The organism is Micromonospora profundi, assembly GCF_011927785.1.
GTDB classification, from domain to species: domain Bacteria; phylum Actinomycetota; class Actinomycetes; order Mycobacteriales; family Micromonosporaceae; genus Micromonospora; species Micromonospora profundi.
Genome location: NZ_JAATJK010000001.1, coordinates 292,956 through 306,438, shown reverse-complemented (window position 1 = coordinate 306,438; position 13,483 = coordinate 292,956). Strand labels below are relative to the sequence as shown.

General features: G+C 70.6%; 19 protein-coding genes. 11 read left to right on the top strand and 8 right to left on the bottom strand.

Annotation, left to right across the window (positions count from 1 at the left end; all coding sequences use genetic code 11):
• The first annotated feature begins 171 nt into the window (after positions 1–171).
• The 3 genes from F4558_RS01365 (at position 172) to F4558_RS01355 (ending at position 2,133) form a co-directional block, all read left to right on the top strand.
• Positions 172–1,257 carry a 3-deoxy-7-phosphoheptulonate synthase gene (locus F4558_RS01365; protein ID WP_167942953.1) on the top strand — a complete coding sequence of 362 codons (1,086 nt, stop codon included), beginning with the start codon at positions 172–174 and terminating at the stop codon, positions 1,255–1,257.
• Positions 1,258–1,691: 434 nt separating this feature from the next.
• Positions 1,692–1,916 (top strand): hypothetical protein, encoded by a 225-nt coding sequence (locus F4558_RS01360; protein ID WP_053653057.1) that lies wholly within the window; start codon positions 1,692–1,694, stop codon positions 1,914–1,916.
• Between the two features lie 22 nt (positions 1,917–1,938).
• Positions 1,939–2,133, top strand: coding sequence for a hypothetical protein (locus tag F4558_RS01355; RefSeq protein WP_053653058.1), 195 nt, complete (start codon positions 1,939–1,941; stop codon positions 2,131–2,133).
• Between the two features lie 54 nt (positions 2,134–2,187).
• On the opposite strand, the gene F4558_RS01350 is transcribed toward F4558_RS01355, so the two are convergent.
• Genes F4558_RS01350 through F4558_RS01340 form a run of 3 tightly spaced genes read right to left on the bottom strand, consistent with a single transcriptional unit; the run spans position 2,188 to position 3,427 of the window.
• A complete protein-coding gene (locus F4558_RS01350; RefSeq protein WP_053653059.1) occupies positions 2,188–2,742 on the bottom strand; it encodes a DUF1360 domain-containing protein in 555 nt (184 codons plus the stop codon).
• Positions 2,743–2,759: 17 nt separating this feature from the next.
• Positions 2,760–3,089, bottom strand: coding sequence for a hypothetical protein (locus F4558_RS01345; protein ID WP_053653060.1), 330 nt, complete (start codon positions 3,087–3,089; stop codon positions 2,760–2,762).
• Entirely contained in the window at positions 3,089–3,427 is a 339-nt protein-coding gene (locus tag F4558_RS01340; RefSeq protein ID WP_167942952.1) for a DUF6158 family protein, read from the bottom strand. Before F4558_RS01340 ends, F4558_RS01345 begins: the two co-directional genes overlap by 1 nt.
• Before the next feature lie 130 nt (positions 3,428–3,557).
• Here F4558_RS01340 and F4558_RS01335 point away from each other — a divergent pair, with 130 nt between their 5' ends.
• Both F4558_RS01335 and F4558_RS01330 read left to right on the top strand, forming a co-directional pair.
• Positions 3,558–4,013 (top strand): hypothetical protein, encoded by a 456-nt coding sequence (locus tag F4558_RS01335; protein ID WP_053653138.1) that lies wholly within the window; start codon positions 3,558–3,560, stop codon positions 4,011–4,013.
• Between the two features lie 25 nt (positions 4,014–4,038).
• The gene (locus F4558_RS01330; RefSeq protein WP_053653062.1) at positions 4,039–4,365 is read left to right on the top strand and encodes a DUF3817 domain-containing protein; all 327 of its coding nucleotides are present in this window, start codon (positions 4,039–4,041) and stop codon (positions 4,363–4,365) included.
• A gap of 18 nt (positions 4,366–4,383) precedes the next feature.
• Here F4558_RS01330 and F4558_RS01325 read toward each other — a convergent pair whose 3' ends face one another.
• Positions 4,384–4,905, bottom strand: coding sequence for a DUF6232 family protein (locus tag F4558_RS01325; protein WP_053653063.1), 522 nt, complete (start codon positions 4,903–4,905; stop codon positions 4,384–4,386).
• 500 nt (positions 4,906–5,405) lie between these two features.
• Here F4558_RS01325 and F4558_RS01320 point away from each other — a divergent pair, with 500 nt between their 5' ends.
• Positions 5,406–6,383, top strand: coding sequence for a C40 family peptidase (locus tag F4558_RS01320; protein WP_053653064.1), 978 nt, complete (start codon positions 5,406–5,408; stop codon positions 6,381–6,383).
• 72 nt (positions 6,384–6,455) lie between these two features.
• On the opposite strand, the gene F4558_RS01315 is transcribed toward F4558_RS01320, so the two are convergent.
• The 3 genes from F4558_RS01315 to F4558_RS01305 all read right to left on the bottom strand — a co-directional run bounded on the left by F4558_RS01315 (position 6,456) and on the right by F4558_RS01305 (position 9,716).
• Positions 6,456–7,445: a sigma-70 family RNA polymerase sigma factor gene (locus tag F4558_RS01315; RefSeq protein WP_053653065.1), complete on the bottom strand. Its 990-nt coding sequence runs from the start codon at positions 7,443–7,445 to the stop codon at positions 6,456–6,458.
• A 403-nt stretch (positions 7,446–7,848) separates the two neighbouring features.
• Positions 7,849–8,805 carry an N-acetylmuramic acid 6-phosphate etherase gene (gene murQ / locus F4558_RS01310; protein ID WP_082377282.1) on the bottom strand — a complete coding sequence of 319 codons (957 nt, stop codon included), beginning with the start codon at positions 8,803–8,805 and terminating at the stop codon, positions 7,849–7,851.
• On the bottom strand, positions 8,802–9,716 hold the full coding sequence (locus F4558_RS01305) for a MurR/RpiR family transcriptional regulator (RefSeq protein WP_053653066.1): 915 nt from the start codon (positions 9,714–9,716) through the stop codon (positions 8,802–8,804). The genes murQ and F4558_RS01305 overlap by 4 nt, the downstream gene beginning before the upstream one ends.
• Before the next feature lie 249 nt (positions 9,717–9,965).
• Between F4558_RS01305 and F4558_RS01300 the strand changes: the two genes are divergently transcribed.
• A complete protein-coding gene (locus F4558_RS01300) occupies positions 9,966–10,658 on the top strand; it encodes an SDR family NAD(P)-dependent oxidoreductase (protein WP_167942951.1) in 693 nt (230 codons plus the stop codon).
• Here F4558_RS01300 and F4558_RS01295 read toward each other — a convergent pair.
• A complete protein-coding gene (locus F4558_RS01295; protein WP_167947162.1) occupies positions 10,643–11,389 on the bottom strand; it encodes a dTMP kinase in 747 nt (248 codons plus the stop codon). The genes F4558_RS01300 and F4558_RS01295 overlap by 16 nt on opposite strands.
• A gap of 140 nt (positions 11,390–11,529) precedes the next feature.
• Between F4558_RS01295 and F4558_RS01290 the strand changes: the two genes are divergently transcribed.
• The 4 genes from F4558_RS01290 to F4558_RS01275 are packed head-to-tail and all read left to right on the top strand — an operon-like array spanning position 11,530 to position 13,352.
• Positions 11,530–12,156: a nucleotidyltransferase gene (locus F4558_RS01290; RefSeq protein ID WP_255353020.1), complete on the top strand. Its 627-nt coding sequence runs from the start codon at positions 11,530–11,532 to the stop codon at positions 12,154–12,156.
• Entirely contained in the window at positions 12,153–12,431 is a 279-nt protein-coding gene (locus tag F4558_RS01285; protein WP_053653070.1) for a BON domain-containing protein, read from the top strand. Before F4558_RS01290 ends, F4558_RS01285 begins: the two co-directional genes overlap by 4 nt.
• A gap of 10 nt (positions 12,432–12,441) precedes the next feature.
• Positions 12,442–13,218, top strand: coding sequence for a metallophosphoesterase family protein (locus F4558_RS01280; RefSeq protein ID WP_053653071.1), 777 nt, complete (start codon positions 12,442–12,444; stop codon positions 13,216–13,218).
• Entirely contained in the window at positions 13,209–13,352 is a 144-nt protein-coding gene (locus tag F4558_RS01275) for a GPGG-motif small membrane protein (RefSeq protein WP_007464364.1), read from the top strand. Before F4558_RS01280 ends, F4558_RS01275 begins: the two co-directional genes overlap by 10 nt.
• Positions 13,353–13,483 lie beyond the last annotated feature (131 nt).

Here is a 13,483-nt window from a genome sequence, read left to right as displayed (position 1 = left end):
ATCGATGGTTTAGGCAGCCGGCTTGCACGCCGGTGACTTCTCCATGATCTGACGTCACCGCTGACCAAGCCGGCCCGGGCAGGAGCTCTCGTTCCTGCCCTTTTGCGTACGAGCAGCCGGCTCGACCCGGGCACCGGCCCCGGGGCACGGTCGGCGGAAGGATGCCCCACCGTGACGACCCCTGAGACCGTTCGCGTCAGTGATCAACGGATCGCACGTGTCGTGCCGTTGACCACTCCCGCGTTGCTGCACCACGAGTTGCCACTGGATGCCTCGCTGGCCTCGGCCGTGTTGACCGGCCGCCGTGCGGTGAGTCGTGTGCTGGACCGCGAGGACGATCGCCTGCTGGTGGTGGTCGGCCCGTGCTCGGTGCACGACCCGGCCGCCGCCCTCGACTACGCCGAGCGTCTGCGCGTGGTCGCGGACCGGCTCTCCGACGACCTGTTGATCGTCATGCGCGTCTACTTCGAGAAGCCGCGCTCGACGGTGGGCTGGAAGGGCCTCATCAACGACCCGGGGCTGGACGGCAGCGGCGACGTCAACACCGGCCTGCGGCTCGCCCGCGCGCTGCTGCTCGACGTGCTGCGCCTCGGCCTGCCGGTGGGCTGCGAGTTCCTCGACCCGATCTCGCCGCAGTACATCGCGGACCTTGTCGGCTGGGGGGCCATCGGCGCCCGCACCGTGGAAAGCCAGGTGCACCGGCAGCTCGCGTCCGGGCTGTCCATGCCGATCGGCATGAAGAATCGCCCCGACGGCAGCATCGGCACCGCCGTGGACGCGATCCGCGCCGCCGGTGTGCCGCACGTCTTCCCGGGCATCGACTTCTCCGGCACCCCGGCGATCATGCACACCCGGGGCAACACCGACGGGCACCTGGTGCTGCGCGGCGGCGGCGGCCGGCCCAACTACGACGCCGAGTCGGTGGCTGGCGCGCTCGACCTGCTTCGCGCGGCCGGGCTGCCGGAGCGGCTGGTCATCGACGCCAGCCACGCCAACAGTGGCAAGGACCACCGCAACCAGCCGAAGGTCGTCGCGGACGTGGCCGGCCAGATGGCCGACGGCCAGCGCGGGATCACCGGCGTGATGCTGGAGTCGTTCCTGCTGCCGGGCCGGCAGGATCTCGACCCGACCCGCGAGCTGGTGTACGGCCGCTCGGTCACCGACGCCTGCCTCGGTTGGGACGACACCGCCCAGGTGCTCGAACACCTGGCCACGGCCGTGCAGACCCGCCGGGCCGCCCTGCCGGCCCGCGCCTGACGGTGTGACGGCGGTCACTGACCCGGCCGGAACACCAGTGGGGGTCGGTCCGTTGACAGAGGTGTCGGTGTGTCCAGTGTCCCCGGGCCTCACCTAAATAGCCCTCGCGGAATACCGTTCGGCTGGAGCCGCGTCGTGCCACTCGCCGAGAGGCGACCTGCACACCGACACCAGCGCCGCCCCCGGCCCTCCGGCCGGGGGCGGCGCTGTCTCTACCGCCGCGCGCCGCGCCCCCGCGCCGCGTCCCCGCACCCCCGCGCCCCGCTCCATGACCCCCGCACCCCTCAATGCCTCCTTTGCTCTGCTTCAACCGACGCAACGGCCGGACCCCAAAAGTGGTGCGTGGGTTGAAGCAGAGCAAAGGAGAGGCACAGGGTCCGGTGCGAGCCGCTGGCGCGACGTTTGACCGATTCCGCCCCGGGTAGCTGATCCGCGTGACCGACGACGCATCCGTTACCGGCGAGCCGGACACCCGAGCTCTCGACGACCTGCTCGACGACCTCTACCGAGGCCAGGAGCGGATCACCCAGGCGGACATCTACCGCCGGGCGGTCGCCGCCGAACTCCCGCCCGAACTGCTCGCCCGGATCGACGCCCTACCTGAGGGCGAGTACGCGGTGGACGAGGTAAGCGACCTGCTCGGCGGTTCCGTCGGGTGAGCGACCCAGAAGGGACACCGACATGACGCACCACGAGGACCACGACGAGAAGGTGCCGGCGCTCGGCCAACCGCCGAAGGGCAGGGACACCACACCCGAGCCGGACTTCGCAAACGAACATGACAAGACGGCAGTCGACCGGGACATCATCACCGGGGCTGACGAGGACGAGCGGGAGCCGGAGTCGCCGCACGGCTGGTCCGGCATGCAGCGCTGACGCATACGTAAGCGGGGGTCGGCATCTGCCGGCCCCCGCTTACGTGTGCGCGTTTCAGTCGTCGTGATGCCCACCCTCGGCGGCCTGCTGCGCCGTCGCGTACGCCATCTGGAGGAAATCGGAGGCGGCGACCGCGGTGAGGGCCGTTGCCACCAGCCGGGTCAGCCGGGGAGCAAGCACCAGACCGCCGGTCAGCCCGGTGGCCACCCACACCGCCAGGCAGAACGGGCAGCTCAGCAGCTCCCCGATGGCGTGCCGGGTGGAGCTGCCCGAGTCACGGACCTGCTCCATCACCTCGCCGCTGCCGATCGGCCGGTCGTACCTGGTGAACGGCGCCCGCAGCGGGCTCGTCACCGCGTCCTTGGACAGCAGCCGACTCAGCTTGTGTGTGGCGATGGAGAGCAGCACCACGTCGGCCGGCGCGGGGCGCTCGGGCACCGGCCGACCGGTTGCCTTGACCAGACCAGCGAGCGCTCCGGTCACTCCGGCGTAGGTGCCCATCGCCACCAGGTAGCCGCCGAGCGGCCGGTGTTCGTGTGGCGCGTACGCCCGGCGCAGCCGCGCCACCCTGTGTCGCAGGCCCGTGTCGGTCACCCGTTCTCCTCGCATGTCGTGAAGGTGCGGTATCAGCCGGCCTGGAGGTTGTCGGCGACCTCACGGACGAGGTTGGCCAACGCCTCGTCCGCGAGTTGGTCCGGACCCGAGCCGCCCGCGCCGTCGGTCAGGTCGAGTTCGATCCGCGCGCCGCCGCTGTCCGCGGGTTGGACCCGGAGTTCCGCGGACCAGTCGGTGTCGTCCCAGCGGGCCCGCAGTTCCTCGCCGTCGATCTCGGCGGCGGGGCTGCCGTCGCCGCGCAACGGCTCAGGCAGCCACGCCGAAGCCCGGGACGGGTCGGTGGCCGTGTTGAAGACCACCTCCGGCGGCGCGGACATGCCTCGTACCGCATGGGCCGCCATCAGTCGTCCCGCAGGCGACTCGGGTCGACCTCGCGGCCCGGGTGGCGGGCCAGGTACTCGGTTTCGAGCTCGGCCGTGCGCCGCAGGTGGTTGGCGAGGGCGGAGTCCGAGGCGTGCCGGAGGGTGTCCAGCCGCGTGCGGTGCAGGCTGTGCATCTCGCGGATCAGATCCTCGTCGGTCAGCTCCGTCGGGTCGACGCCGAGCGTTCCGCCGTCGAGATCCGCGCCACCCGGGTCGGCGAACTGGTCGCCGCCCCACTCGGGCACCCGCTGCTCCGGGCTCATGTCCGTGCTGCCGCTGGACGCAAAACCGTCCTCACGTACCGATCCGGTCATCATCGCCCCCCTGGGTTCGTTTGGGCTGGCGTCTAGACGGATGCCCAAAGGCGGTGCCGCCAAACCATCCCGACGACGCGACGACTACGACACGGTGTCGGAGATCGGCGCGGTGCCCGGTACCCTCGACGGCATGAGGTGGCTCTGGACCCCGGCGTGGATCGCGCGCCACGTGGCCATGGTCGTGCTGGTCGTGAGCTTCCTCGGGCTGGGCTGGTGGCAGATCAGCCGGGCCACCGCCGGCAACAGCATCAGCTGGGGGTACGCCGTCGAGTGGCCGGTCTTCGCCGGCTTCGTGGTCTACGTCTGGTGGCGGGAGGTGCGGCTGGCCCGCCGCAGCGCGGAGGGGGCCGCCGAGTCACCGGCCGACGCAACCGACCCGGCCGGATCACCGGCCGAGGCGACGGCGGCCGAGTCGACGCCGGCCGCGACCACCGGGTCCCGCCCGGCGGTACGCCGGCCGGTCCGGGTGTCCCGGGTGCCGGCGACGGCCCCGCCCGCTGAGGACGCCGACCTGGCCGCCTACAACGACTACCTGTCATGGTTGAACGCCAATCCGGGTGCCCGGCCCGGTGACTACCCCGGCTGAGCCGGGTTCGGAAGGACGGACGACGGTGGGCGCAGCCCTTACCCGGTACCGCGTGATCGCCTGGATCGTGGGCGTCGCGCTGATCCTGCTGGTCGTGATCGGCATGCCGCTGAAGTACGGGTTCGACCGCCCGATCGTGGTGGAGACGGTGGGCCAGGCCCACGGCTTCCTCTACATGCTCTACCTGCTGGCCGCGTTCGACCTGAGCCGCCGGGCCGAGTGGCCGTTGAAGCGGATGCTCCTGGTGATGCTTGCCGGCACCGTGCCGTTCGTCTCGTTCTACGCCGAGCGCCGGGTCACCGGCTGGCTGGACAAGCCGGCAGCGCGTACGCCGGAGCCGGTCGCTAGCTGACCGCGGCCCTGCTGCCGGTCAACGGCTGGGCCGCCACGGGTCGGCCGAGGCGACCGGGTCGACCCAGCCGCCGTACCGGTTGACTTCCCGGGCTCGCAGCAGCGCCCTGGTGACCTGGCCGAACTGCCGCTCGTCGTCGGCGCTGAACAGCAGCACCTCGGCTCCCCGGTGCCACCCCCACAGCTCGTACGGCGGTGGGCGCCAGCGGTCGCCGACAAGGGCAAGCGCCGCCGGCAGCAGGAACACCGCACCGAGAATGAGGTACGCGCCGGCGGTCAGCCGTTCCAGGCCGCCGCTGAAGCCGAGCAGCAGTCCGACCGCACCGATCATGGACGCGGTGGCCACGACGGCCCGGACGGCGATCCGGTCGTGCGGGCCCCGGGTGGTGCGCAGGTGGGTCAGGTCGACGATGCGGTAACTGGTGCGGCCGACGGTGAACCGGTCGACGGTGACGATGATGCCGGGTCGCGCGTACAGCAGTGTCGACCGGGCACCGGGCACCGTTCGTTGCGGTCGCGTCGTTGCGCCTTCACGATTCACGGGTCCTCCCCCCGAGGGGCGATCGCCGGGGGCCCACCAGCCGCGGGCATCGTTGTCTGTCGACGGGATTCCCGGCTCCGGCCTCCATTGTGTTCGGGCGCCGCCAGCCCACCTGGGCATTTACCGGCTTCCGACAGCTCACCCACCCGGGCGACATCGTTACGAAACAGCATCCATTTCAGGTTTTGTCGGTTATCGGGACCGCCCATCCGACGGCATACGCCCGGAACGACGAAAGTCAGAAACCAGTCAATAGGCGACAGAAGGGATTCGGCGTCGCCTCCGCGCGGTGTCAACAGCCCCGAGCGCGCCAGGTGGCCCAATGGTCCTTCGCGTCACTCAGCCAACATTCGCCCCTACTTCAACTGCGGGTTTCAGGCGTCCCGGGTTAGGTTGTTCGAGCCGGTCTGGCCCAGTGCCGTCCACCCGGGTGGCCCCAGCCGGTGTCGCCGAGGCGTCAGCAGCGCCGTCGGCGACCGTGGGAGAGGGGCCTTTCGCTCTTGTCATCCCTGAGATATCTGCTGCGCACCGTGGCGCTGGTCGGAATGTCGGCCGCGCTGGTCGCGCCAACGGCGGTGGCTCACGCCGAGCCATCCCCGGCCGACCTGACCCGCCGGATCGAGGCCTCCTCGACCGAGTTGGAGCGGGTCGTGGAGTCGTACAACAAGCTCAACGAGGAGATCAAGGCCAACAAGGCCACCGTGGCCCAACTACAGGCCCGCATCGGCCCGCTGGAGCAGCAGGCCGAGCAGAGCCGGGCCGACGTCGCCCAACTGGCCAACTCCGCATACAAGAGTGGTGGTCTGCGTACCGCGGACGCCCTGCTGCGGCCCGGCGGTTCCGCGGCGCTGCTGGATCGGCTCGGCACGCTCGACCAGTTGACCCGCCAACGGCAGGCACGCATCTCCGGCTTCACCGCCAACCAGCAGCGGTTGCTGGACGAGAAGTCGCGTCTGGACGCCACGCTGGCCCGGCAGGCCGTGCAGGCCCGCGAACTCGCGGCGGGCAAGAAGCGCATCGAGAACGACCTGGCCAAGCTCTACGAACTGCGCCGCCAGGCGTACGGATCGGCCACCGAACGGCCCGCGCCCAAGACGGCGAAGACCGAGGCCAAGAACGTGCCTGCGGTGTCCGGGGCTGCCGGCACGGCGGTGCGCTACGCCTTCGGCGCGCTCGGCAAGCCGTACGTGTGGGCGGCCGACGGGCCGAACGGCTACGACTGCTCCGGGCTCACCTCGGCGGCTTGGCGGGCCGCCGGCAAGTCACTACCGCACAACACGCGCATGCAGTGGGGCGCGGTGAGCCACATCAGCAAGGGCGACCTGCGGCCGGGAGACCTGGTCTTCTACAGCGGGCTCGGGCACGTCGCCCTCTACGTGGGTGGCGGTCAGGTGATCGACGCACCGAGCGCCGGCCGTAACGTGCTCAAACGCGGCATGAACATGATGCCGATCCAGGGCTACGGCCGGGTCCGCTAGCCGGACTCGAATACGGCGAACGGCCGGCGTCCCCCTATCGGACGCCGGCCGTTCGCCGTCATTACTACCAGGTCAGGCTGCCTGCAGCCCCTCCGCGCGGGCAAGCTCACGCAGCCGGCCGAGGGCCTGGATCTCCAGCTGGCGGATCCGCTCACGCGACAGCGAGAACCGCGACGCGACCTCGGTGAGCGAGTGCTCGCGGCCGTCCTCGAGGCCGTAACGGGCCCGCATGATGCCTGCCGAACGGTCGTCGAGGTGGTTGAGCAGACCCTCGATGCGCTGCCGCTCCAGCCCGCTGAGGACGATGTCCTCCGGCGACGGCGCGTCGCTGTCGGCGACCAGGTCGCCCAGGTTGGTGTCACCGTCGTCGCCGACCGGAGTGTCGAGCGACACGGTGTCCTGCGACCAGCGGCGCAGCTCGTTGACCCGCTCGACGGTGACGCCGAGCGATGCCGCGATCTGCTCCGGCTCCGGGTCGGCGCCCAGCTCACGGGTGAGCTGCCGGGCCACGTTGCGCATCCGGTTGACGTCCTCCACCAGGTGCACAGGCAGTCGCACGGTGCGCTCCTGCTGGGCGATCGCCCGGCTGATGGCCTGACGGATCCACCAGGTGGCGTAGGTGGAGAACTTGTAGCCACGCTCGTAGTCGAACTTCTCGACCGCCCGGACGAGGCCGGTGTTGCCCTCCTGGATCAGGTCCAGCATGGGCATGCCCGAGCGCACGTAGCGGCGGGCGATCGACACGACCAGTCGCAGGTTGGCGCGGATGAAGAGGTCCTTCGCGCGCTCACCCTCGACGACCAGCCACTCCAGGTCGGTCCGGTCGACCCCGTCGGGAACGGCGTCCTCACCGAGCAGGTGCTCGGCGTACAGGCCGGCCTCGATCGCCTTGGAGAGGTCGACCTCCTTGGCGGCGTCCAGCAGTGGCGTCCGGGAGATCTCGTGCAGGTAGACGCCGACCAGGTCGCGCTCCTCGGCCACCTCGTCGGTGCGCATGCCGATGTTCTTGTCCACGTTGCCCACGGTCCCCTCGCTCGCGCCGGTTGCCCGGTTCCTTGCCATTCCCCACGTCGGTCAGCCCCTGGTAACTTCTGCTGTGCCCATCGGTGCTGACACCTACACAACAGATAAGACGTCTCGGGGATTCCATGTCGTGAGTCGAAAGTGTCACGAATGCCTGAGTAGTTGCTGAGAGCGCGATCCATGTTCGCTGTCAGCACCCGCCCGGGTAACTCGCCGCTGGGCACCTCAGACGGGTTGGCGGGTCGACGAAATCGCCGAACGCCCGCACCATGGCAACACCGCCCGCCGCGGGGGCACAGCGACCCGGGTCACCACCGTGCTGCGATCCTGGTCACTGCCAAACACGTACCGGCGGGCCGGTCGGTTCATCCACGAGGGTGTTATTACCCCCCGCCCCGATGAACAATCCGGAGCCCCGTTCGCTTCCCGGTATTGCGGGGTCTCAGGAGGCGAGCAGCGCGAGGGCCCCGCGCACCTGGTCGGCGGAGCGCGCCAACGCGGCCCGCGCGGCAGCGACCTCGGCACCGGAGACCAGCGAAACCAGTGCCGTCTTCAGATCACCGTCGGCCTCGTTGAGAGCCCGCCGGCAAACCTCCTCGGAGCATCCGGTCGCCTCCATCAGGATCGAGATCATTCGGCCACGAAGCTTCGCGTTTGTGGCGACCATATCGATCATGAGGTTCGAGTAGACCCGCCCCAGGCGCACCATGACGGCTGTCGAGAACGTGTTCAGCACCAACTTCTGCGCTGTGCCCGCCTTCATCCGGGTCGACCCCGTGACCACCTCGGGTCCGGTGTCCACCCCGATGAACACGTCGACGGACCGGGCCGCCTCCGCCTCCGGATTGGCGCAGAGCAGCACTGTCGAGGCACCCGTGGCGCGGGACGCGGCGAGCGCCCCGAGGACGTACGGGGTGCGCCCGCTGGCCGCGAGACCGACCACCAGGTCACCCGCACGCACACATCCGGCGGCCTCGACCGCACCGCCCTGATCGTCGTCCTCGGCGTCCTCCACTGCCCGCCACATCGCGTCCGGCCCGCCCGCGAGGTGTGCGCAGAACCAGTGCCGGGGCGAGTTGAACGTGGGTGCCAACTCGGCAGCGTCGAGGACGCCCAGCCGACCCGAGGTGCCGGCCCCGAAGTAGTGCACCCGGTGGCCACCGCGCAGCGCCGCGACGGCCAGGTCGACAGTGGCGGCGATCTCGTCGAGCACTGCGGCGACCGCCGCCGGCACCCGCCGGTCGGCTTCGTTGATGACGGTGAGCACGTCCCTGGTCGACATCAGGTCGAGGTCGACGCTCAGCGGGTTGCGCCGTTCCGTGGGGGCGCCCACCCGGACGGCCGGGCGGACGGGCGGTGCTGACATGGTCTCGTCCGGCTCCACCGCACCGGGCGTCATGCCCGCCTCCGGTTGGCACCCACCCGGTGCGACTGGACCGCCTCGGCGGTCGCCTCAAGGGCTTTGCGGGCGCGGGACCTGTTGCGGGCGGCCACCCCGACGAAGAGGCAGTCGACCACTGTGAGCTGGGCCAGCCGGCTGGCTGTGGCACCGGAGCGGTAGGTCGTCTCCCGGGCCGCCGTGGTCAGCACGAAGTCGGCCACCTCGGTGATCGGCGAGCGCGGGAAGTTCGTGAGCGCCACAGTGCTGGCACCCCGCTTACGCGCCTGCTCCAGCACCTCGATGACGTCGGAGGTGGTGCCGGTGTGCGAGATGCCGATCGCGATGTCGCCCTTGCCGAGCAACGCGGCGGACGTCAGCGCGGTGTGCACGTCCGGAAAGTAGAAGGCGATCCGGCCGATGCGGTGCAGCTTCTGTTGGAAGTCGGAGGCGACGAACCCACTGGCACCGGCACCGTAGATGTCGATGCGACCGGCACCGTTGATGGCCTCGACCACCTGCTCGCAGATGGCGGGGTCGAGTTGCTCGGCGGTCTCCTCGACCGCGCGGGCGTCGTTGAACGCGATGGTGGCGATGATCTGGGCGAGGTCGGCGCCGGGCGGGATGTCACCGCCGACGACCCTGGCGTCCGGCGGCTCGACCCGGCGGGCGGCCTCGGCGGCGAGCCGGATGCGCAGCTGCGGGTAACCGTCCATGCCCACCGAACGGCAGAACCGGATGACTGTCGCCTCGGACGTCTCCGCTGCGGTGGCGAGGTCGGTGATCGTCCGCCGGGCGGCGGCGGCCGGATCGGACACGACCAGTCGGGCGACCCGCTGCTCGGCAGGCGACAGCGACGGCAGCAGCCCACTGATGTGGACGATCAGCCCACCGGGCTCGTGATTCGCAGAAATCTTCGGACTCTTCGCCACGGATGAAACTTACTTTCACCAGGCGGAGGCGTCAACCACGACTCCACGTGTTGGGCAAAACACTGCCGAACCGGCCGGGCTCCTCCGGCCAAGGGTGCCACCGTCCAGACAGCACCGCCTCCCCCACCGGGTCCGGCCACCGCACCGTACGGTGCCGGAGGTGCGGCGATCCGGGCCCGGCCGGACCGTACGGCCCGCATGGTCGACCGCACCGGCCAGCCCATCCCCACGAGACGCTAGCGTGACCGCATGGCGGAACGCAGTGTGCTTGTCACCGGAGGCGCGGGCGGGCTGGGCGGGGCGGTCACCAGCACCTTCCTGGCGGCGGGCTGGCGTGTGGTCGTACCCGAGCGGCAGAGTCGGCCCGGGTCGGAGCCGGCGGCCGACGGTCTGGTCCGGCTGGCGGCGGACCTGAGCGACCCCGCGGGCGCGGCCCGCGCGGTCGAGGCCGCCACCGCCGACGCCGCCGCGCCGCTGCGGGCCGTGGTCAACCTCGTCGGTGGGTACGCCAGCGGCGGGCTTGTGCACGAGACGCCGGTCGAGGAGTTCGAGCGGATGCTCACCGTCAACCTGCGACCGACCTACCTGGTCACCCAGGCCGCCTTGCCGCACCTCGTTGCCGCCGGTGGCGGGGCGGTGGTCTGCGTGTCGTCCCGCGCGGCCCTCGCACCGTTTCCCGGTGCGGCCGGCTACGTCACGGCGAAGGCGGCGGTGCTGGCCTTCGCCAACGCGGTCGCGGTGGAGTACCGATCCCGGAACGTTCGCTGCAACACAGTCCTGCCAAGCGTCATCGACACGCCCGCGAACCGGACCGCCCAGCCCGACGCCGACCACTCCCGCTGGGTCTCCCCGGCCGAGATCGCGCCGGTGATCCACTTTCTGGCCTCGGCCGAATCCGCGCCGACAAGCGGTGCCACCGTCCCGGTCTACGGACGCGCCTGAGCCACGAGCGGACCGATGCCGCCGCGCTCCGAGCGTTGCGCCACCGGCGTGACGGGCGGCCCGTCCGGCAGCGGTGGAGAATCGAACGACTGCGGCACCGGGCCGGAGCCGACGCCGGAGGGCAGCCAGGCCGTGAGGTGCGCACGGATCTGCTCGGTCACCTCATCGGCCGGAAGCCCGGCGTCCACAAGCACGAAGGTCGGATACTCGGGCAGCGTCCGGTACGCCGTGTCCGCCGCGGTGAGCCAGCCCATCGTCTCGTGGTCGGTGCCCCGCCGCTCGATGCGCCGGTACGCCTCCGCCGGGTCGACGGCGAGCAGGAACGTCACCTGCGGCGTCGGGAACAGTCGGTAGCCGGCACGGGCCAGCCGCTCCCAGCGCTGCCCGCCATGCGCCCTGATGCTGGCGTACTGGCAGGCCGAATAGCGGTCCATCACCGCAGTGCGCCCGGTGAGCAGGCAGCTGATCAGGGCGATGGCGATGGCCAACCAGCGCAGCACGGACTCCACAGCCAGGACGCCGTCGCGCCCCACGAGCCGCTGGGCATCCGGACGACCGAGCCGCTGCGCGACCCGGCCGAGCCAGCGACGCCCGCTGGCGTTGCGGCGGTAGGTGGCGGGGCGACCGGCGGCGGTCAGCGCGTCGGCCAGCCGGTGCGCCTGGGTCGTCTTGCCCGATCCGTCGATGCCGATCAGTGCGATGGTGCGTAATCGGGTCCTGCCACGTCGCATCCCCGGTGATCTGGCCACCCTTGACAGGTTATCCGACGCACGCTCATCTCTCCGTGAGGTTTGTAACCCTTCATCCCCGTTGATCCCCGACCGCCACCTCGCCAGGTGTGGGCAACCGGAATGCCGGGTACGGAAGTTCGATCCAGCCGCCTGTCCACAAACATGACCGACGGGAGACCCAGATGGCCGAGCGCGGGGACGAGAGTCTGGTGCACACCCTCAAAAAGGTCGCCGCCGTGCTCAAGCAGTCCGAGATCCCGTTCGCCCTGGGCGGCAGCTTCGCCGTCTACGCGCACGGGGGCCACTCGAGCGATCACGACGTCGACTTCCTGATCCGTGAGGCCGACGTCGAACGGTCGCTGGAGGCCCTGGTGGCCGCCGGCTTCCGCGCCGAGCGCCCGCCGGAGGACTGGCTCGTCAAGGTCTTCGACGACGAGCGGATGGTCGATCTGATCCACCGGCCGATCGAGACACCGGTGACCGAGGAGACGTTCGCCGACACTGTCGTGCGTCCGGTGGACGCCATCCAGATGCCGGTCCTGTCCGCCACCCAGCTCATGGTGCACAAGTTGCTGAGCTTCTCCCAGCACTACTGCGACTTCGCCCGCGGCCTGCCACTGGCCCGGTCGCTGAGGGAGCAGATCGACTGGGAACGGGTACGCAAGGAGACACAGCACTCGCCGTACGCGGAAGCGTTCCTGGTGCTGCTGGACCGGCTGGAAGTGGTGCCGGACAGCGGCACCCAGGCAGGAGAGGGGACACCGTGACGCACGATCGCGACACCGGCGCCGGGCCACCACCGGACGAGTACGTCGAGGCGGAGATCCAACGGTTGCTCACCGAGGATCCCGCGGTCGCCGAACAGGGGATCACCGTGGTCCGGCGGGAAAGCGCCCTCGTGCTCAACGGCGAGGTGGAGAGCCCACACCGGCGCGACGAGATCATGCGCCGAGTGGCCGAGCGCTTCCCGGACGTGCCGATCACCAGCGACATCGGGGTGATCCGCGCCCAGGCGCCCACGGAGATCGAGCAACTGCCCTGAGGGAGGTTCGATGGTGATCCGGATAGCCGCCGTGGGTGACGTGCATCTGGACGAGGACGTCGTCGGCCGGTTCCGCCCGGCGTTGGAGGAGCTGCCGGACTGCGCCGACGTGCTACTGCTGGCCGGAGACCTGACCCGGCACGGCACCGAGGCCGAGGCGCGCTGCGTGGCGCAGGAGTTCGGTGGCCTCGCAGTGCCGGTGGTGACGGTGCTGGGCAACCACGACCACCAGTGCGACCAGGTGCCACAGGTGGTCAAGGTGCTCGAGGACGCGGGCATCACGGTGCTGGAGGGCAACGGTGTGGTGCTGGACTGCGCGGGCGGCCGGCTCGGCATCGCCGGCGTCAAGGGCTTCGGCGGTGGGTTCGCGGGGCGCTGCGCGAGCGACTTCGGCGAGCCTGAGATGAAGGCGTTCGTCCGGACCACGAACGAGAGCGCGGAGAGCCTCGGCGCTGCCCTGCGCTCGCTGGACTGCGACATGCTCGTCGCGCTGACCCACTACGCCCCGGTGCCGGACACCCTGGTCGGCGAGCCGCTGGAGATCTACCCGTTCCTCGGCTCGTACCAGCTGGGGCAGGCCATCGACTCGGCACCCACAGCGCTTGCCGTACACGGGCACGCGCACGCGGGCACCGAGCGCGGAACCACCCCCGGCGGGGTGCGCGTCCGCAACGTGGCGCACCCGGTGATCAAGCAGGCGTACAGCGTGTTCCATGTCGGCGATCAACTCGACACCGACCAGGTTTCCAGAATCGGCGGGTCGGGTAGTCAGAGGTCATGGAGCTGATTCTTTGGATTCTCGCAGTCGTACTCGTCGTCGCCGGCATCCTCGCGCTGTTCCGCCGGCAGATCCTGTGGGGCATCGTCCTCATCGTTGTCGGGCTGTTGGTCGGCCCGGGTGGTGTCAGCATCTTCAATTGACGTTCGTATCGAACAAAACACCGGGACCCGTCGGGGCCGCCGGCGACCGGAGCTCCGTCCTCCCGACAGGGGCACCGGCCGCGGCGGCCCCGGCGCCGTTGTGTGGGCAGGTGGGGCCCGTGCGGCCGCGC